This window comes from Cupriavidus lacunae (genome assembly GCF_003353055.1).
Taxonomy (GTDB): domain Bacteria; phylum Pseudomonadota; class Gammaproteobacteria; order Burkholderiales; family Burkholderiaceae; genus Cupriavidus; species Cupriavidus lacunae.
The window spans coordinates 1-18921 of record NZ_QKWJ01000052.1 but is presented as its reverse complement, the minus strand read 5'-3'; the positions used below and the strand labels follow the sequence as shown (position 1 = coordinate 18921).

Sequence of the window (18921 nt, the reverse complement as noted above, 5' to 3'; positions counted from 1 at the left end):
CTCCATGCCCACCTACAAAGCCCCCGTGCAGGACTACCTGTTCCTGCTCAATGATGTCTTCCATATCGAGCGCTACGCCGACTTGCCCTGCTATGCTGACTTCTCGCCCGACCTGGTCGAGGCAACGCTTACCGAGGCGGCCAGGCTCTGCGACAACGTTCTTGCCCCCCTCAACCGTACCGGCGACAGCGAGGGCTGCGTGCGTCACGATGACGGCAGCGTCACCACGCCGCGCGGCTTCAAGGAGGCCTACGCGCAGTACCGCGAAGGCGGCTGGAACGGCCTGAAGTTCCCTCAGGAGTACGGCGGCCAGGGCCTCCCGTCCGTCCTCGCTGGCGCGCTGACAGAGTTCATGGCGGGGGCGAACCTGTCCTTTTCGATGTACGGCGGCCTGACTCGGGGCGCAGTCGCTGCGTTACTGCAACATGCCAGCGACGAACTGAAGCGCAAGTTCGTCCCCAAAATGGTCTCAGCCGAGTGGACCGGCACGATGAACCTCACCGAGGCGCACGCTGGCACCGACCTCGGCCTGCTCCGCACCCGGGCCACGCGCCGCCCGGACGGTTCGTTCACGATCGACGGGACGAAGATCTTCATTTCCGCCGGGGAGCACGACCTGGCCGAGAACATCGTCCACCTCGTGCTCGCCCGCATCGAAGGGGCGCCTGCCGGCACGCATGGCATCTCGCTCTTCGTGGTCCCAAAGTTCATGCCCACCGACCATGGGGCGGTCGGCCCGCGCAACGCCGCGTCCTGCGGCTCCATCGAGCACAAGATGGGCATCCACGGCAACAGCACATGCGTGATGAATTTCGACGGTGCGACAGGTTGGCTCGTCGGCGAGGAGAACCGGGGCCTCAATGCACTGTTTACGATGATGAACGAGGCCCGGCTCAGCACTGGCGTGCATGGCTTCGCGATCGGCGAGGCTGCGTACCAGAATGCCGCCGCCTATGCGCACGAGCGTCTGCAAAGCCGCGCGCTGACCGGCAGGAAGCAGGCAGACAAGCCGGCGGACCCGATCGTCGTGCACCCCGACGTGCGGCGCATGCTGCTGACGGTCCGTGCCACAACGGAAGCCGGCCGAGCGCTGGCCGTCTGGACCGGCATCCAGAGCGACTTTGCCGCTTGCGCCGTCGAACCCGAGGTGCGCGAACAGGCGGAAGGTCACATGGCCCTGCTGACCCCGGTCATCAAGGCCTTCTGCACCGACATGGGATTCAACGGCGCCGTGCTGGCCCAGCAGGTCTACGGCGGACACGGCTATATCGCGGAGAACGGCATGGAGCAGTTCGTGCGCGATGCCCGCATCAACCAGATCTACGAAGGCGCCAACGGCATCCAGGCAATGGATCTGGTCGTCCGCAAGCTCGACATGAATGGCGGCGAGCCCATGAAGGCGTTCGTGCGCGAAGTCGAAGCCTGGCTGCAACGGAATGCCGGCAACCCGGCATTTGCCATGCACGTATCGGGCCTCAAGGCGGCGCTTGGCGATCTACAGCAGGCCGGCCAGTGGATCACCACGCATGCCGGCGACGACCCCAACGTCTTCGGCACCTCCGCGTATGACTTCCTGAACCTGTTCGGGCTGGTGGCGTTCGGTTACATGTGGGGTCGAATGTGCGAAGCGGCCAGCAGCAGGCTGGCCACCGCCCCGGGGCATGGCGATACCTACCTGAGCGCCAAGCTCGCTGTCGGCCGCTTCTTCTTCGAGCGCATGCTGCCCGAGACCGCGCTGCTGCTGGAGCGGATCAAGACGGGGACCGGCTCCCTGATGGACCTTCCCGACGAAGCGTTCTGAGCGCGGAGGCCAGCATGGACAACAATGCATTGCCTGCCCGCGAGGCGATGGAGTTCGACGTGGTGATTGTCGGCGCCGGCCCCGCGGGGCTGGCCGCTGCGATCCGCCTGAAGCAGGTCGATCCGTCCCTGCATGTGGTGCTCGTCGAGAAAGGCTCGGAGGTCGGCGCACACGTCCTCTCCGGTGCGGTGATCGACCCGATCGGCATCGACCGTCTGCTGCCAGAATGGCGCACGGACCCAGCCTGTCCCATCCGGCAACCGGTGCTCGACGACCGCTTCTACTGGCTGACCCGGAAGCACGCGATCCGCATTCCCACCCGGGCCATGCCGCCGCTAATGAGCAACGAGGGAAACTTCATCGTGTCGCTCGGGGAGGTGTGTCGCTGGCTCGCGAAGAAGGCCGAAGACCTGGGCGTCGAGATCTATCCCGGCTTCGCCGCGAGCGAGGTGCTGTACGGCGACAAGGGCCAGGTCATCGGCGTCGCGACCGGCGATATGGGCGTGGGACGCGACGGCAAGCCGATGGACGACTACACGCGCGGCATCGAGCTGAGAGGCAGGTACACACTGTTCGCCGAGGGAGCGCGAGGCAGTCTGAGCAAAACAGTCATCGAGCGCTTTGGCTTGCAAGCCGGTCGGGATACGCCGAAGTTCGGCCTTGGCATCAAGGAGTTGTGGCAGGTACAGCCGCAAGTCCATCGCCCAGGCATGGTGCAGCACACCCTCGGATGGCCGCTCTCCAACGATACGGGTGGGGGCTCGTTCCTCTATCACTTTGGCGAGCGCCTCGTCGCGGTCGGCTTCGTCGTTCACCTAAACTACCGAAACCCCTGGCTCAGCCCGTTCGAGGAGTTCCAGCGCTTCAAGACGCACGGGCTGGTGCGTGCCACGTTGGAGGATGGCAAGCGACTGGTGTACGGCGCGCGGGCGATCAGCGAAGGCGGCTGGCAGTCAGTGCCCCGGCTCGTCTTCCCCGGTGGCGCGCTTGTAGGGTGCGCCGCCGGCTTCGTGAACGTGGCGCGTATCAAGGGCAGCCATAACGCGATCCTGTCTGCCATCCTGGCGGCCGAGGATGCAGCAGCCGCCCTGAAGAGTGGGCGCGCGCACGACGAACTGGCCGGCTACGAGGACGGGTGGCGCACCTCGCCGATCGGCCAGGACTTGAAGAAGGTGCGCAACCTGAAGCCGCTGTTGTCGAAACTGGGCACCGCGGCCGGCACTCTGTTCGGCGGGCTCGACATGTGGACGAACACCGCGGGATTCAGCATGTTCGGCACCCTGCGCCATGGACACCCCGACCACCAGGCGCTGCTGCCATCTAGTGCCACGCCCAAGATCGCGTACCCCAAACCAGACGGCAAGCTGACGTTCGACCGGCTGTCATCGGTGTTCCTGTCCAACACGAACCAGACGGAGAATCAGCCCGTACACCTGCGTGTTGCCGACGCCGCACTGCAAGCGAGCTCCGAGCACGATGTGTACGGCGGGCCTTCCACGCGCTACTGCCCGGCCGGCGTGTACGAATGGACGACCCAGGGCGAGCAGAACGTGTACGTCATCAACGCGCAGAACTGCGTGCACTGCAAGACCTGCGACATCAAGGATCCAAACGGCAACATCACCTGGACCGCACCAGAGGGTGGCGGCGGTCCGAATTACCCAAACATGTAAAGCGGCAACGCCGGACATGCATGAATCCATCAACCATTTCATCGATCCATCCCATGACTCAAGAAAATATCTTCAGCGGCCTCAAGGTCCTCGATGTCGCAAGCTTTATCGCGGGCCCGGCTGCCGCCACGATCCTGTCGGACTTTGGCGCCACCGTCGTTAAAGTCGAGCCGCCGACCGGCGATCCATATCGCGACACGTCATCACGCTCGCCATATCCGGCGAGCCCCCGCAACTACGCCTGGCAGCTCACCGGCCGCAACAAGCGAAGCATCGCCCTGAACCTCAAAGATCCCGCGGCGCGCGAGGTGATGAATCGCCTCGTCATCTGGGCCGACGTGCTTGTCACCAATTACCCACCCAACGTGCGCCGCAAGCTGGGGCTTGACTACGAGACGCTCGCGCCGCTGAATGAGCGCCTGGTCTACGCGGACATTACGGGCTACGGCGAACGCGGTGCAGAGGCAGACAAGCCGGGCTTTGACATCACGGCCTACTGGGCGCGTTCCGGGCTCATGCACATGACCCACGACACGAGCGGCCCACCCTCCATGTCAGTGCCCGGTATCGGCGACCATGCCACGGCGAGCACTCTGTACGGTGCGATCGTCACAGGCCTCTACCAGCGCGAGCGGACAGGTAAGGGCTGCAAGGTCGGCACCTCGTTGATCGCCGAGGGCGCCTGGGCGGCGGCCGAAATGATCGAGGCAGCGCTGAACGACGCGAAATTTCCCCCGCAGAACAGCCGCACGAGTCCGGACTCGCCAACGCTTAATCCGTATCGAACGGCCGATGGCCGCTGGCTGATGCTGGCAATCCAGTCGAAAGACTTTCCGGCTTTCGCACAGGTAATTGGCCAGCCAGGCCTGGCCGACGACCCGCGGTTTGTGGATCCACCCGCGCGCCAGCGCAACTCGGTGGCACTGGTCGCTGAACTCGACGCCGTGTTCGCCAGCCAGCCGATCGCGCACTGGAAGCAGGTGCTCGACGCCGGCCGCGTCATCTTCAGTGTCGTCCAGGAACTGTCGGAGGTTGCACAGGATCCGCAAATGCACGCGAACGGCATATTCATGCCCGTGCGTGATCCTGCGGTGGGCGCTAGCTTCACCGTCAGCAGTCCGCAATACGTCGCCGGCGTGCAAAAGACAGAGCCGGGACGCGCGCCGCGCGTGGGCGAGCACACGCGGGAAATCCTGCGCGACCTCGGTTTCCCGGCATCGGACATCGAGCAGCTCTTGGCCGGCCACACAGTCGTGGACGATGTGACCGGCGGGACGCGATGAACTACTCACCTGCCCCGCCTCGGTCCCGTTTCGCAGGCCAGCGCGGGGGCATGCCTCAATCCCAGATCACAACCCATCACCTGGAGGTCCCGCATGAGCCACCACACTCCTGCCAGTGACGTCGACTACAGCAACGTCCTCTACGAGCGGTTCGCGAACATCATCTACGAGAAGCACGGAAACACGGCACACCTCACGATCAGCCGACCGGAGGCCATGAACGCCCTCAACTCCGCAACGATGTCCGAGATCGGCGAGGCGATCGCCGATGCACGCGACGATCCCGCCGTGCGCGGCGTCATCATCACCGGCGCGGGCAAAGCCTTCGTCGCAGGCGCTGACATCAACGACCTGGTGAGCCTCGATGCTCTCTCTGCCGAGCGCTCCACTGCCTTTGGCCAGGGCGTCATGTCGCTGATCGAGAACCTCAGTAAGCCGGTCATCGCGGCGGTCAACGGCTATGCACTTGGCGGGGGCTGCGAACTCGCCATGGCCTGCACCATCCGCATCGCCTCTCAGCACGCCCGCTTCGGTCAGCCCGAGGTCAAGCTGGGGGTGGTGCCAGGCTACGGCGGCACACAGCGCCTGCCGCGTCTGGTCGGCAAGGGCCCTGCCATGCAGCTCATCCTTACCGGGCAGGTCATCGACGCACAGGAAGCGATGCGTATCGGGCTGGTCAATGAAGTTGTGCCTGCCGAGTCATTGCTGGCGAGAGCGCAGGAGATCCTCGATGCGATCTCCGCCAACGCGCCGATTGCGACCCGGCTTGCCATGGAGGCCGTGAACCGCGGGGAGAGCATGCCGCTGCCGGAGGCCTTGGCATTCGAGCGGACACTGTTTGCGATTTGTGCGAGTTCGGAGGACAAGGGGGAAGGCACATCGGCCTTCGTCGCCAAGCGCAAGGCGGTCTTTCAGGGCCGGTGATCCGGACACCGGGCATCCAGCCTTTCGGGCGCTGCCAACCCCTTCATTTCGGAGAGGTGGGGCCCGGGTCCGGTGCGATTCACTGCTTCACACGCAGCAAATTTTCACTCCAGGCGAGGAGCTGACCATGCGGAAATCATTCTTTGACTTGCCGATGGCCGCCGTTTTCCTCGCCTGCGACGCAGGGGCATTCATGTTTGCCGCCTCTGCTGCCCACCTCCGTAGGTTCATCGGAATGTCCCACTGCCGTGCTTTACGTGGTGGTGGTATTGCTGATCGCGCTGAGCGGATCCCGGCTGCGACGCCGCCAATCCGTCCCGATCGTCTTCATCACGGCGCACGAGGACGAGGCCCAGCGCCGGCGCATGCTCGAACCGGGTGCAGTCGAGTACCTGTTCAAGCCATTCAGCGACACCGCTCTGCTCGGCGCGATCCAGGCCGCGCTCCGGGCAGACTGAATCCGCCCGGGTAGCCTGTGATTGGAGTTGCCGATGTCATCAGCCCATGCCATGGAACGTAGCCCGGAAGCGTCGTCGGCGCACACCCCGCCGGTCGTCTTCGTCGTTGACGACGACATCTCGGTGCGTGAGTCGCTGGAAGCGATGATCCGCTTCGCGGGTTTCAGGGCGGAGACGTTCGCCTCCGCGCAGGCGTTTCTTCAGTGCCCGCTCGCCATGGTCCCAAACTGCCTGGTGCTGGACGTCAGCCTTCCCGATCTCAGCGGCCTCGACCTACAGAACCTGATCGCTTCCGAGCGCACCGACATGCCGATCATCTTTATCACCGGCTACGGCGACGTACCGATGACGGTGCGGGCCATGAAGGCGGGAGCGGTTGAATTTCTGACCAAGCCTTTCGAAGATCAAGTCCTGCTTGATGCCATCCGGCACGGCCTCGAGCGCAGCCGCGTGGCATTGGCAGAGAAAGCCGGGCTCAACGCCCTCCAGGAACGCTACGCCTCACTCAGTCCACGCGAGCGCGAAGTCATGGCGCTGGTGGCGTCGGGCCTCCTGAACATGCAGGTAGGCGGCGAGCTGGGCATCAGCGAGATCACGGTGAAGGCGCACCGCGGGCAGGTCATGCGGAAGATGAATGCTCGCTCGCCGACCTGGTGACCATGGCTACAAGGCTTGGCCTCGATCGCGTGATGAAATAGCCCGCATTCGCCTGCCTCGCGGCGGGTTCCCATCCCCCGGATACGGGCGACCACTCGCGCGTCAGCGCCTGTCGACGTCGAGCACCGCCTGCGCAAATGCCGTGGGCGCTTCCTGCGGCGGATTGTGGCCTCGCTTCGCCGGTGGCCAGTCCCTGCCGCCAGCGGTAATGGTGATTTCCACGTGGTCGGGGTTGTCGAAGGCGGCGGCGCTGCGCTCGAACGTGGCATCGTCGAAAGCCCCTTTGGCGACGCCAGTTTCCAGATCAACGTGGCGAACTAGCGCATGTACTTCTGATAGCCTGCGCGACCACGGTCCGTGGCGAAATAGAACTGGTACCACTACTGCAGCTCGGCTTTCGGCGGCAACGGCTGCTTGCCGGCCGCCTGGCTACCGATCAGGTAGCCGCTGACCGCGACCAGCCCCCTGCAACGCTCCGGCCACAGGGTGGCCATGATGTCGGCGGTGCGCGCGCCCCAGTCGAAGCCTGCCACCGCGGCGTTCCGGATCTTGAGCGCTTCCCCATCAGCGCGATCATGTCGGCGGCTATGGCCGAGGGCTGGCCGTTGCGCATGGTTCGACGACCTTCCTGTCGGCCGACACCATAGCCACGCAAGTAGGGACCGTACCGGCCAATGAACTTGCTGGCATAGGCGCTGAGGTGCGGGTGCGGCGCGCCGTGGCATCGCCTTCCATGGTGATGGTGGGCACGCTGATGGTAGGCGCCGTGGCGAGTCGCTTCTCGATATCGTCGAACCGATCACGCGATAGCCGCGGTCTCCTAGCCCCGCCTGTTTCCTTCCCTAGTTTCTCAATCAAGCAGCATTGGCATGAGCGCTATCACCACGATCCTGCAAATCGATGGCTTCGATCCGTTGTCGCTGACTTGTTCTTGGAATGAGCTTCCGCGAACTTGAGCGCAGTGCGTCGTGCAGCGTTAATTTGTTGATCCGTCCTCGGAGAGGACTGTTTGCATGCATATCGAGGATTGCGTCTCCGTTCGAAACAAGTCACCTGTAAGCGAATGGCCGTTGCGTAAACCATATCGATCATGCTGCTTGCTAGGTCTGACCGGCCGACAAGGGTCGGTCAGAGACGGTCGCGGCTTCGCGGCGGCTATCGGACCGAGATCGGCCACAAGCAGTCACCGAGCAGTCCAACAACCCCGCCGTTCGAAGGTCTCCTGAGCATCCATGAGGAGACATCCGGCGAACACCCCCGAGCGTTCGGCGCGGCTAACACGTCCGGCATTGGGCAGTTCACCCGGATGGAGCTTTGCGCGATAGCTGCGACTGCAAAAAAGATTCGCCGGCACTCCTCGGTGCACCTTGGATACCTGCCGCCGTTTATGAGCCGGTTCGAGATCTCTGCTGCAATCATTGCCGGGACACCCGCACCGATGGTGCGTGTTCAATGGAACAACTCGGCTGACGTCAGGTACCCAATACCGAGGCCTCCCGCTGCGAGCACGCGCCCATCCGGGAGCAGTGTGGCAGTTTGCTGACGGCGGGCCTGGTGAAGGCTGACGGTCAGTGACCACGTGCCGGCGGCCGGATCGTAGAGTTCCGTTGAGAATAGATAGGATGAGGTGGCGCTATTTCCGCCTTCGACGAGGACCTTACCGTCGGGCAAAAGTGTCGCCGCGTGGTTGTAACGCGCCTGGTTCAGGTTCCCCGTGGCAGACCATGCGCCCGTCGCCAGGTTGAACACTTCGGCGGAGGCGAGTGCGGCCGGTACGAAGAATCCGCCTGCGACGAGAACGCGACCGTCGGACAGCAGTGAGGCCGTGTGGAGGCTGCGCCCCTGCGCCAGGTTGCCTGTCGGCGACCTGGTGCCCGTTGCCGGATCGTAAATCTCGGCGCTGGACAGGCGTACGGTACCGTTGTACCCCCCTACCACCAGCACCCGGCCATCGGCTAGCAGCGTGGCGGTGTGGAAGTAGCGCGCCTGCGCCAGACCACCTGTCGGCGACCACGTACCCGTTGCCGGATCGTACAGTTCGGCTGAGGCGAGCGCCCCCGTCTTGGTGGTGTCCTCGCCACCTGCGACGAGTACCTTTCCATTCGCGAGTAATGTGGCTGTGTGGGTGTCACGCGCCTGACTCATGCTGCCTGTGCCCGACCATGTACCCGTGGTCGGGGCGTACAGCTCGGCCGAAGACTGCGAGGTTGCATTGCTGGCGGATCCACCTGCCGCGAGCACCCGGCCATCGGGCAAAAAGCGTGGCGGTTTGATAGTAGCGCGCCTGCGCCAGACCGCTGGTTGTCGACCATGAATCTGATGCCGGGTCGTAAAGCTCGGCTGAGGACAAAGCGTCTCCATTTTTGTACCCTCCCGCGACAAGCACCTGACCGCCGGCAAGCAGGGTGGCAGCGTGCCGGGAGCGCCCCTGATTCATCGCGTCAGCCGGCAGCCATTCCCCAATCACCGCGTTATCGACATCAATGATGACCTGCGCCGTGACGCTGCCTGCACTGTTGCTGCCCGTTATGGTGTAGGCGGTCGGTGCTGCCGCGGTAGTCGGCGTACCGCTGATCTCGCCGGTCTGTGCATTGATACTCAGTCCGGTCGGTAATCTTGGCGAGACGGAGAACTGGGTAATGTCACCGCCCGACGACTGCGGCTCGTTGTCCACGATCGGCAGGCCGACGATGTACACCGGATTCGGATCCAAGTAAGCGAGACTCGTTGGCGGTTCGATCTGCGGTGCCACTTCGATCGTGAGTTGCGTCTCGACACTGTCCGCGCTGTTGCTACCGGTGATCGTGTAGACAGCCGAGGCGGTCACTGCGGTGGGCGTGCCGGTAATCACCCCGGTCTGAGGATCCAGGACAAGTCCGACGGGCAGCGCAGGGGACACGCTGTATTGAGTAATCTCGCCGCCTGTCGTGATTGGCGTATTGGGCCTGATCTGCAGGTTGGCGAATAGACGACCGACGCATCCAGCTCAAATTGCTGCCAGCGCGCACAGATATTCTTCTCAGCGCAGGCGCTCGGGGGGCGCAAGAGCGAGAGTTCGTTCCCCTGTACCGCGAGGTCAATAAGGCGAGCCATACCATCGATTTCCCCGCTGAATGCGTAGCGCGACAGGTTGCCGCACGGCGTATTTTCTGAGACGGCCTTCGACCAAGACGGCTAACTCAATTTGGTGACCATCGAAGGCAGCCCCGTCAATCGGGCTGAGCTATACGACATCAATGCCAAACGCGAAGCACTCGTCGTTCGACAAGCTGCCCACCTGAGCAACATCGTCGAGTTGGACCATCGGACCATCGGACCATCAAAAACATCACCCAACTGATGCTTGGCTTCAAGACCTTTTTCCGCACGCGCATCGTGAGTTGGCGACAGATGCACCTGATTGCCATGGGCCAGATGCAGCGCCCCGACAAGGCAATCCATATTCTACAATATGTGACGCTAACGACATTTTATGGTCTAAACCGTCGATTCTGGTTAACGATAGGCTAAGTCGTTTGCTATTGACAAATATTTGGAGTCTCGCGCAGAGTGTTGGACATGCAAGGCAACACGAGTTGTCCAAACCACGGGAGACAAGAAATGCAGAACGGACGCGCATATGCGCTTGCGGCAGTACCGGCGCTGATTGCGGTAGCAGGTTGTGGAGGCGGCGGATCAGACACCCCAAGTGCGCCAGCGACGAATGCTGTTACGGCAAGTGTTGCTATCGCCCCGGTCGTCTCATGTGCGTCATTGAACGGGAAGCAATTCGAGGACGCCACGGTGACTTCCGCGACTCCTGTGGCAGCATCGGGGACGTTGCCTGCATATTGCAAGGTGACAGCGACGCAGAATGGCACTCAGCACGATATTCAGGTCCTTTTGCCGGACGCGTGGCAGGATCGTTACTATCAGCAAGGCGGTGGGGGCTTTGATGGTGCGATTCCGAACTTGACACCCGCTGTAGATTCGAGCGGGAATAACAGCTCAACTGCGCTTCGATCTGGAGCAATGGTCCTGGGAAACAATGGCGGACACCGTGATTCCACCGGAGCTGACTTTCTCAATAACCCAACCGTCGTCGAGTTGTATTCCCATACCGCAATAGGCGTCGCCCGTGATTTCGGCGACGCTCTCGCTCAAAACTACTACGGAAAGATCCCGAAGTACGCATACTATGAGGGCTGCTCCAACGGTGGACGAGGCGCATTGAATGCTGCCGCGAAGTATGGCGACAAGTTCAACGCTGTGATCGCGGGCGCTCCGACACGCAATCTTGAAGGGCAGGTGCCCCAGTGGACCCGCGCTGCTGCGCTGTCCCTTCCCTCGGCGGACAAACTGAAGCAAATCGCCTCCGCGGCAATCGCCAAGTGTGACGCACTCGATGGTGTCTCCGACGGAGTCATCAGCAACTGGCAGAAGTGCACCTTCGACCCTACGGCTGATGTTCCCGCTTCCGTACAACTCACGAGTAGTGAAGCCGCCGCCGTGAAGGCATTGATGACGGACCTCACATTGTCGAATGGCACGGTTATCTACTCCGGATACGGCTTCGGCGACATGTCGTTCTGGGGCCCATGGTATGCCGGGCTTGGGCTCGGTCACATGAAGAACATTGTTCTCAACAATCCTACCTGGGACGTTTCAACTTTCAACGTTGATCAGTATTTCCCAACGATCTCGAGTGTCCTCCAAACTCAATACCATTTTGATGCCGAGAGAAATGGTCTGGTGCAGTTTTTAGCTGCTGGAAAGAAAATAGTCATTTGGCATGGATCTGACGACGCTCTGCTCTCACACAAAGATACGATCAGAACGTGGCAGGAAGTTGCTAATGGGGCTGGAGCCTCATTGACTCAGGACAATTCAAGAATGTATATCGCCGCCGGCGTCAATCATTGTGGCCAGGGACCGGGCGCTGACACTTTTGATCTGTTTACGCCAACCATGAATTGGGTCGAGAAAGGAACTGCCCCACCGGTACCAGTCGCATCGAAACTATCGACGGATCAGACGAAAACGCTGTTCACGCGGCCGCTTTGTACGTACCCACAATATCCCCAATACAAGGGATCAGGGGATGTCAACGACGCCACGAACTTCACTTGCGTGTCGCAAACGTAGAGGGTCTTAAGCTAGCCGCTCTGGGTGTGTGACCCATAGGCGGCTGGCTGCAATTTGCGAGCATCACCACGTCGGTTCGCGTCCAGCGAACTATTTGTGAGTCGATTAGCCGAGCATCGCCGGGAATTTTTCTTGCTGAGCGCACGCAACAGATTGAGAGCGGGCCTCAGCGTCCAGCGCAGACATTAACCACCGATTTGCGAGCACACTTTAATTGGCTCAGCGCACCGACGCTAACAGACCTGCTGCCGGAGCAACAGTGGAGGCGGATGACCGTTGGACTCGGATAGCCGCCATCGATTTCTGGAAGAGTCGAGCGGCACAGAAGGGTCGGTAGTTGCCTCTGGCGCCCGCGCACCCACGCACGGGTGGGCCTACGTCGGATTCCGGTCATTTTGAGACTCTCGCCACCGCCCGCCTCACCCACGCCGCGTGCCGCGGGACTATCGCGCCTCGGTCGATTCGCGCTCGAACTCGCGAATCACCGAATTGCCAAGGATGGCATCCCTCCCCGCCTCGATCAGGCGATCGACGTCCCTCTCGGGCAGACGAAGTCTGGTCGGCACATCGTTCAGACTTGCAGCACGCTCCTTGTCGAGGGCTTCAAACGAGATCCGCGTGACGAAGAATTCGACTTCGTTGCACCGCCAGCCTGGGCGGCGTGCAGCGATCTCCTGCTGCCGAGAATGCGGCATGCCACACCGATACGCCACGAGGTCGTCGCGCCACTGCTGCATCATGGGAACGAAGGCGTCATAGCTCATTCGGACGTTGGTTCCCATTGCCGCATCGATGGCCGCGCTTGCGACTTCGATTCCGGATGGGCCATCCTGACTTCGGTTCCAATCGCCGCGCGGGCCGTGACCGGCGTCAACAACGATGAAAAGCAGCCGCCGCACATTGATCGCGTCGTTCTCGCTCATGGGACCGTAAGCCGTGCCCAGCAGCAGGCGCGATTGCAAAATGGTGGCCAAGCCGTAATTGTCGGTCACCCCGCCGTCGACCAGCTTGATGTACCTTCCCTTCGAAGTGTCCCGGAGACCGCGAACGGCGTTTGCCAACGCCCCAAACAGCAGCGATTGCCCTGGCGCCTGGGCCTTGTCAAGGTCCGGCAGCGGTGCACTGCAAGCCTCGGGATGCTTTTGAAGGACGATCGGTGCGAAGAAGAGCGGGACCGCCATGGATGCGGCGACGGCCTCGGAAACGGGAAAGCTCGCGAGATCACTGCATAGCGCATCGAATGCCTGCTGGCTGAACGGGAACGCGACCCGGTAGTAGACGTTCGTGGCGTTGATCCAAACGATTGGCTTGCCGCGGCGGAACATGTCGGCGTACGTCGCGCCCTTGAACACGTCTTCGTCGAGCCATGTCCTGAGATCTTCCCGATCGTTGAGCCCCCCCGCGAAGAGGCGCGCAAGGTTGACCGGATTCAGGAGACTGAAGCGAAGTCCCGCCTCTCCGTCCTTCAAGAGCACTGATCGAAAGGTCGCCAGGCTGGCCTTGCCGTGCAGACCGTAGTATGCAGCGGTGATGGAGCCTCCGGACACGCTGCTAATGAATGCGACGTTGTCGAGCAAGGACGCGCCCCCAGGACCTCTCATGGCGTCGAGCCCCTGCAGCGCGCCGAAGGCGAAGGCTGCGGCTCGCGTGCCACCGCCAGAGAACGACATGGCGACGGTTGTCTGGCCGGCGACGTCGGCGGCTTCTCGCATGGCCGCGGATGCGCTGCCAGCCGCGGCCTGAGGCAGATTGCGCGGAGCATTGTGAGGAAGCGCCCCGCAGGCACTGAGTCCCGCAAGTAGAAGCAGCATCAGAGTGCGGTAGGCCCTGCCGCAGGCGTGTCGCTCTCTCCCCGCCTCCCCCATTCGCCAAGGCAGACTGCTCTTGCGCCGAAGAGTGTAGTCATGTCGAAACTTCCGCATTGGACTAGGTCAGGCGTCTATGTGCTGGAGGGCATATGTCGATACTCGGTCGCATGCGTGCGCGTGGCGGGCGTCGAGGTGGCGGGGCGGTTGTTTGCGATAGCTCGCTGCTGCGGCCCTGCATGTGCAATTTGCATGCGGACTTTGCAGCATGCGGCGGTGCATTCACGAGAGCGTGAAGAGTACTCAATGACCGGCGACCTGGCCGCCATCGACATGCAGAATTTCGCCTGTCACGAACGGCGCCGAATCCAGATACAGGATCGCTTCGACGATGTCGCTCATTTCCCCCATGCGGCCCATTGGATGCAACGCGCCGAATTTCGTGTACAAGTCCGGGGGAAACATCGGAGTCTTGATCATTCCCGGTGAGACCGCATTCACGCGGATGCCGCGCTTCGCATATTCGATCGCAAGCGCGCGAGTGGCCGCCGCGATTCCGCCCTTCGTCAGCGACGCCATAGCCGCTGGCAAGGCTTCCATCGCGTGGTCGACGAGGCTCGCCGTGACGTTGACGATGTGCCCGCTCGATTGCTTCTCCATTCGAGCCAGCGCGAGCTGCGTGATATAGAAAAATCCCGCCAAGTTCACATTGATCAATGATGTGAAATCTTCGGCAGTGTATTCGGCGAAAGGCTTCGCGATGAAAATGCCGGCATTGTTCACTAGCGTGTCGACACGCCCAAAGCGTTTGATCGTTTCATCGATCACACGGCGCGCGGTAGCGGGTTCGCCGATATCGCCTGCCACGGCCAACAGGTCGGCGTCGTCAGTCGCTTTGATGGAGCGGGCCGTTGCGACAACGTGGTGCCCCCGGCAGCGAAATGCTTTGACCGCCTCCGCTCCCATGCCTTGCGAAGCGCCGGTGATAACAATGACCTTTTGTTGGTTGCTCATGCTACACCTCCTCCAGTTGTGGGTTGACGCGGTGCAGTCCCGGGCTCAAAAACCTCCGAACCGCTCAGTAAGCGTCGGCGCGGCTATGCGCTGTTATCGTCGTCGACAGATGTTCCTGTTCAACGATGGGACGAGCGTATACATGTGGTACGCGTTGGTTCCGAATTAGTCCAGTGGCGCGGCCTGTCGACGGATAATTTTGAACGTACGAGCATTCGGAAGACATTCAGTAAGCCTTCACAAACGTCCGACGCAGGAGTCCGGATCGCTTCGCTTGATTGCCTGTACCGCACAGCGGCGTGTGCCCTGCAGTGAACAGCCTTCGACGCCATGGCCCACTCGCGCATATCCAGGGACGTGTACCAATCACCAGTAGCGAGAGACAACACGGGCGTCCAGAGAGCCTGCCCCGAGGGCCTCAGGCCGCTTCCCGAGCGACGGCGAGATAGCCGTGGATCTGCGACACAACCGCTGCGCCCTCGCCCACCGCAGTGGCCACGCGCTTGGTCGAGCCGGAGCGGACATCGCCGATGGCGAAGACGCCCGACACGCAGGTTTCCAGCGTATTGGACTGTAGCCCGGCGTCTATGCCGGTCAGCACGAACCCCTTGGCATCTACCCCCACATCGCAGCCGTCCAGCCACGATGTGTTCGGCTGCGCGCCAGTAAACAGGAACACGTGCTGCACCCGCATCGTCATCTGCGTGCCCATATTGCAATCACGCAGGGATACGCCTGTCAGCCGCGTATTGCCTTCGAGGTCCACCACTTCGGTGCGGGCATGGACCGTGATGTTGCGCTGCGCGGCGATGCGGTCGATCAGGTAGCGCGACATGCTGGTGTCGAGGCTATCGCCGCGAATCACAACGTGGACGTGCGCGACATGGGCGCCCAGGAACACGGCGGCCTGGCCGGCGGAATTGCCGCCACCCACCAGCATGACTTCCCGCTTGGCGCAGAGCTTGGCTTCCACCGGCGACGCCCAGTAGTAGACGCCACTCCCTTCAAACTCGGCCCGGCGCGGAATCGGCGGCCGACGGTACGCGGCGCCGCTGGCGATGATGACGGTACGCGCCTGGATCGTATCGCCGGCCCGCGTACGCAACTGGTGTACGGCGCCGCAATCGAGCCGTTCGATTTCCGTGGGAAAGGCGATGTGCGCGCCGAACTTCTGCGCCTGCGCACAAGCATTGGTGGTAAGCGCATGGCCCGAAATTCCGGCGGGAAATCCCAGGTAGTTCTCGATGCGCGCGCTGGCACCAGCCTGACCGCCCGGCGACAACGCATCGAGCACGATCACGCGCAACCCTTCCGACGCCGCATAGACCGCCGCCGCCAGCCCGGCCGGGCCCGCGCCAATGATCGCCACATCATAGATCCGGATGCCATCGATATGCGGCAGCAACCCCAGGCACGACAGCACCTGCGTGGTATCGGGACGGCGCAGCACCGTGCCATTGGGGTCGATGACGAGCGGCAGATCGTCATCGGTGGCATCGAACTTGCCGGGCATTTCCGCCGCTTCAGCATCCGCGTCGATATCAACCACCGAATACGGATAGTTGTTACGCCGCAGGAGCGCCTGCAGGTCGAACATGGCCGGATCGCTCCCACGGCCGATCAGCGTCGGCCCGCGTCCACGCTGGATCAGCGCCGTGCGGCGCAGCATCATCGCCTGCATGATCAACTCGCCGAGCGCGGCCTCGGCCACCATCAGCGCGCGCAAGCACGCCGGGCGCACGACGATGGCGCGCACATCCTCGATGGCGATGCCGTCGACGAGTTCGGGCGTACCAGAAAGCTGGCCGATTTCGGCCAGAAAATTGCCGGGCCCGTGCTCGGAGGCCAGAGCGCTGTCACCGATGCCATCGCGCTGCACGATGCGCACACGCCCTTCGATGACGAGGATCATGCCATTGGCCGGATCCCCGGTACGTACCACGTACTCGCCGGCCTGCCAGGTCTGTTCCCGGCCATAGGGCGCGATGCGCGCGATATCGGCGGCAGATAAGTGCGGATACATCTGCCGCTCGTGCAAGACTACGACGGCCGGGGCCGCTTCCGGCACGGCGCCGGATGCATCGGCGGACGACTTGTGTTGGGCGGAGATGTCCATGGCGGATGGATGTGGTGGTCTGCCTTGCGTGCAAGCGTAGCAGTCCAGTCCTCGAAACGCAGTCATGCACCGGGCGTGCCATGACAGGACTTGCGTATAGGAGGCGCGTCGGAACGGAGGGGCGAAGCATCGCTAGCCGCATGCGGCAAACGCGGCGATCGCCTTCTAGACGTCACTCGAGATTGGCCTTGTCGAGCCCGAACGCCTTGTCCGACGAACCAGGCACCATGCGGAACGCCACGTTCAGGCGATTCCAGGTATTGATCGCCCCCACCAGGAAGGTGAGGTCCGACAGTTCCCTCTCGCTGTACTGGGTGCGCACGCGCTCATAGATATCGTCGGGCACGCCGTCGGCGGGAAGCCTCGTCAGCACCTCGGTCCAGGCCAGCGCGGCGCGTTCGCGCGGCGAGAACAGCGTCGACTCGCGCCAGATCGCCACATGATGCAGGCGCAGTTCGCGCTCGCCGTGGATCTTTGCCATCTTGATATGCATGTCGACGCAGAACGCGCAGCCATTGAGCTGCGATGCGCGAATCTCGACGAGCTCGCGAATGGGCTCTTCAATCGTGGTCTTCTGGAACAGCGCGCCGAACTCCATGAGCTTCTTGGTCAGTTCGGAGGACTGCTGGAAGTAGTTAAGGCGTTGCATCATGATTCTCTGCTGGCAGTTGACTAAAAGTTGAGCTCACCGAGGCTGCGCGGCGTTATTTGCCTCGGGGTCGGCTTGGACGGAATAATACGCTTCGACAGACCACGCGGTAGTGCTTTCACGGTACCCACTCTGTTGTCGCATCGGCACCAATCGCAGCGTTTTTTATGGTGCAACATTCGCGCAACGGTCCTTGTGACGCGCGAATGCGCCAACAACGCATCTCCGCAACAGAAACATTCGTAGTCGTTGGGCGAGACCTGCAGAGTCGAATGATTAGGGGATCCGGAATAGTCTCCATTGCACGCTGGCCGCAAGTCGCCCGGTTCAAGTTCGTATCCGGCCTTTCTCCGGCTTCCGCCATGGCTTGCAGGGAAACGGCCGCCTCAGCCCGATCAGGAGGGAAAAATATGCCTGGATACTAATTAGCGTGCACTATTCAGTAAATGGTAATCGGCCAAGGGAATATGCCGACCCCTCGTCACGATAGGACTTGTTGGTCCCATGCACTTATCCGTACATGGCTATCACGCTGCAGCATCCCAAATTCGGCCCGCGCCGTGGCAACAAAGTAATCCAGCGTCTGACTTGCGCTGGCGACGACGACCGTTGCGTTTTTGTGCTTGAGTGTCGCTACTTCACATCAGCCATGACCCCTAGAGGCCTGCGCGTCTATCCAGGCGCCAAGAATTGGCGCTTGTCCAGCGGCGAACTCGTCGAGTTAATCGACAAAGATCTGTTTCGAGTTTCGCATACAGGAGAAGTACTCTTGAGAGTCGCATGAGTCATCATCCGCCCTCTGTCGTGAAACGCCGTGCAGACACTGGCTAAGCAGATCACGGTAAGCCGACGAACAAACGCGTTGCCGAGAAGCGCGCTTGTCGTTGGAAAGGGATCTGCGAGAGCGGCTCAATCCACGGCCGGTAGTGGCCGACCGTGGCGGCGCCCTCGGGTGTTTATGATCGAAGGCCGAGTCCGGCCAGTGGATAGGGGTAGGAAACGGCTTTCGCCGTCCCCTCCCTCCGAACCCGGTGTGCGGTTTTCCCGCGACGGGCTCTCCAGTCAGTTGTTTCCACATCGGGATTGGCGCGCCAATTGATGAGCCTCGTACATCGTGAACAGCCCAAGATTGGCGAAGAAGGCATTTGGCCATCGACTGTGATCGCGAAAGCATCGGCCCTGACCTGGACGATGTAGCTGTCGGCGCAGGACCGCTCGCAGTCGACGACGAACAAAGCCGTCGACGGACGAGAAGGTGTAGCGGTGGGCATGCCGGAAGTATCCGAACCAGCCTCGCAGGATCGGATTGATCGACGCGATGATGCTCTCGATCGAATCGCCCCGGTGGCGCTTGGTCAGGGCACGGATTCGATCCCGCAGCCCCATCAGACTCTTCTTGCGCACCCAGCGTTGGCCC

The 18921-nt window shown here is 62.1% G+C and carries 14 protein-coding genes and 1 pseudogene; 7 read left to right on the top strand and 8 right to left on the bottom strand.

All coding sequences use genetic code 11. The features are described from left to right. The first annotated feature begins 4 nt into the window (after positions 1 to 4). The 6 genes from DN412_RS28950 (at position 5) to DN412_RS28925 (ending at position 6796) form a co-directional block, all read left to right on the top strand. Positions 5 to 1801: an acyl-CoA dehydrogenase C-terminal domain-containing protein gene (locus tag DN412_RS28950; protein ID WP_115214711.1), complete on the top strand. Its 1797-nt coding sequence runs from the start codon at positions 5 to 7 to the stop codon at positions 1799 to 1801. Positions 1802 to 1815: 14 nt separating this feature from the next. Continuing rightward, complete coding sequence (locus DN412_RS28945; RefSeq protein ID WP_115214710.1) at positions 1816 to 3474, top strand: electron transfer flavoprotein-ubiquinone oxidoreductase; 1659 nt, start codon at positions 1816 to 1818, stop codon at positions 3472 to 3474. Positions 3475 to 3494: 20 nt separating this feature from the next. Then, complete coding sequence (locus DN412_RS28940; RefSeq protein WP_244222813.1) at positions 3495 to 4757, top strand: CaiB/BaiF CoA transferase family protein; 1263 nt, start codon at positions 3495 to 3497, stop codon at positions 4755 to 4757. 93 nt (positions 4758 to 4850) lie between these two features. Then, the gene (locus tag DN412_RS28935; RefSeq protein ID WP_115214708.1) at positions 4851 to 5681 is read left to right on the top strand and encodes an enoyl-CoA hydratase/isomerase family protein; all 831 of its coding nucleotides are present in this window, start codon (positions 4851 to 4853) and stop codon (positions 5679 to 5681) included. A gap of 248 nt (positions 5682 to 5929) precedes the next feature. Beyond that, positions 5930 to 6139 carry a response regulator gene (locus DN412_RS28930; protein WP_244222812.1) on the top strand — a complete coding sequence of 70 codons (210 nt, stop codon included), beginning with the start codon at positions 5930 to 5932 and terminating at the stop codon, positions 6137 to 6139. Between the two features lie 33 nt (positions 6140 to 6172). Further along, a complete protein-coding gene (locus tag DN412_RS28925) occupies positions 6173 to 6796 on the top strand; it encodes a response regulator transcription factor (protein WP_167471145.1) in 624 nt (207 codons plus the stop codon). Positions 6797 to 6898: 102 nt separating this feature from the next. On the opposite strand, the pseudogene DN412_RS28920 reads toward DN412_RS28925, so the two are convergent. The 3 genes and pseudogenes from DN412_RS28920 to DN412_RS44760 form a co-directional block, all read right to left on the bottom strand. Beyond that, positions 6899 to 7457, bottom strand: a pseudogene (locus DN412_RS28920) (alpha/beta fold hydrolase); the annotation flags it as partial. Positions 7458 to 8245: 788 nt separating this feature from the next. Further along, on the bottom strand, positions 8246 to 9037 hold the full coding sequence (locus tag DN412_RS44765; RefSeq protein WP_425267456.1) for a Kelch repeat-containing protein: 792 nt from the start codon (positions 9035 to 9037) through the stop codon (positions 8246 to 8248). Continuing rightward, positions 8925 to 9695, bottom strand: a complete 771-nt coding sequence (locus tag DN412_RS44760; RefSeq protein ID WP_115214705.1) for a putative Ig domain-containing protein — start codon at positions 9693 to 9695, stop codon at positions 8925 to 8927. The genes DN412_RS44765 and DN412_RS44760 overlap by 113 nt, the downstream gene beginning before the upstream one ends. A gap of 701 nt (positions 9696 to 10396) precedes the next feature. On the opposite strand from DN412_RS44760, the gene DN412_RS28895 reads away from it, so the two are divergent. Continuing rightward, positions 10397 to 11920 carry a tannase/feruloyl esterase family alpha/beta hydrolase gene (locus tag DN412_RS28895; protein WP_161564055.1) on the top strand — a complete coding sequence of 508 codons (1524 nt, stop codon included), beginning with the start codon at positions 10397 to 10399 and terminating at the stop codon, positions 11918 to 11920. Positions 11921 to 12363: 443 nt separating this feature from the next. Here DN412_RS28895 and DN412_RS28890 read toward each other — a convergent pair whose 3' ends face one another. The 5 genes from DN412_RS28890 to DN412_RS28870 form a co-directional block, all read right to left on the bottom strand. Then, positions 12364 to 13632: a patatin-like phospholipase family protein gene (locus DN412_RS28890; RefSeq protein ID WP_115214738.1), complete on the bottom strand. Its 1269-nt coding sequence runs from the start codon at positions 13630 to 13632 to the stop codon at positions 12364 to 12366. A 396-nt stretch (positions 13633 to 14028) separates the two neighbouring features. After that, complete coding sequence (locus DN412_RS28885) at positions 14029 to 14739, bottom strand: SDR family NAD(P)-dependent oxidoreductase (RefSeq protein ID WP_115214703.1); 711 nt, start codon at positions 14737 to 14739, stop codon at positions 14029 to 14031. 418 nt (positions 14740 to 15157) lie between these two features. Continuing rightward, positions 15158 to 16855 carry an FAD-dependent oxidoreductase gene (locus DN412_RS28880; protein WP_115214702.1) on the bottom strand — a complete coding sequence of 566 codons (1698 nt, stop codon included), beginning with the start codon at positions 16853 to 16855 and terminating at the stop codon, positions 15158 to 15160. A gap of 172 nt (positions 16856 to 17027) precedes the next feature. Further along, positions 17028 to 17507: a carboxymuconolactone decarboxylase family protein gene (locus tag DN412_RS28875; RefSeq protein WP_115214701.1), complete on the bottom strand. Its 480-nt coding sequence runs from the start codon at positions 17505 to 17507 to the stop codon at positions 17028 to 17030. A 1059-nt stretch (positions 17508 to 18566) separates the two neighbouring features. Further along, a partial coding sequence (locus DN412_RS28870; protein WP_279635251.1) for a group II intron maturase-specific domain-containing protein occupies positions 18567 to 18921 on the bottom strand: 355 nt, incomplete at its 5' end.

Coding starts and splice junctions, on each gene's coding strand:
- DN412_RS28950 (WP_115214711.1), top strand. CDS start 5: ATGCCCACCTACAAAGCCCCCGTGCAGGACTACCTGTTCCTGCTCAAT.
- DN412_RS28945 (WP_115214710.1), top strand. CDS start 1,816: ATGGACAACAATGCATTGCCTGCCCGCGAGGCGATGGAGTTCGACGTG.
- DN412_RS28940 (WP_244222813.1), top strand. CDS start 3,495: ATGAATCCATCAACCATTTCATCGATCCATCCCATGACTCAAGAAAAT.
- DN412_RS28935 (WP_115214708.1), top strand. CDS start 4,851: ATGAGCCACCACACTCCTGCCAGTGACGTCGACTACAGCAACGTCCTC.
- DN412_RS28925 (WP_167471145.1), top strand. CDS start 6,173: ATGTCATCAGCCCATGCCATGGAACGTAGCCCGGAAGCGTCGTCGGCG.
- DN412_RS28895 (WP_161564055.1), top strand. CDS start 10,397: ATGCAGAACGGACGCGCATATGCGCTTGCGGCAGTACCGGCGCTGATT.
- DN412_RS28890 (WP_115214738.1), bottom strand. CDS start 13,632: ATGCGAGAAGCCGCCGACGTCGCCGGCCAGACAACCGTCGCCATGTCG.
- DN412_RS28885 (WP_115214703.1), bottom strand. CDS start 14,739: ATGAGCAACCAACAAAAGGTCATTGTTATCACCGGCGCTTCGCAAGGC.
- DN412_RS28880 (WP_115214702.1), bottom strand. CDS start 16,855: ATGGACATCTCCGCCCAACACAAGTCGTCCGCCGATGCATCCGGCGCC.
- DN412_RS28875 (WP_115214701.1), bottom strand. CDS start 17,507: ATGATGCAACGCCTTAACTACTTCCAGCAGTCCTCCGAACTGACCAAG.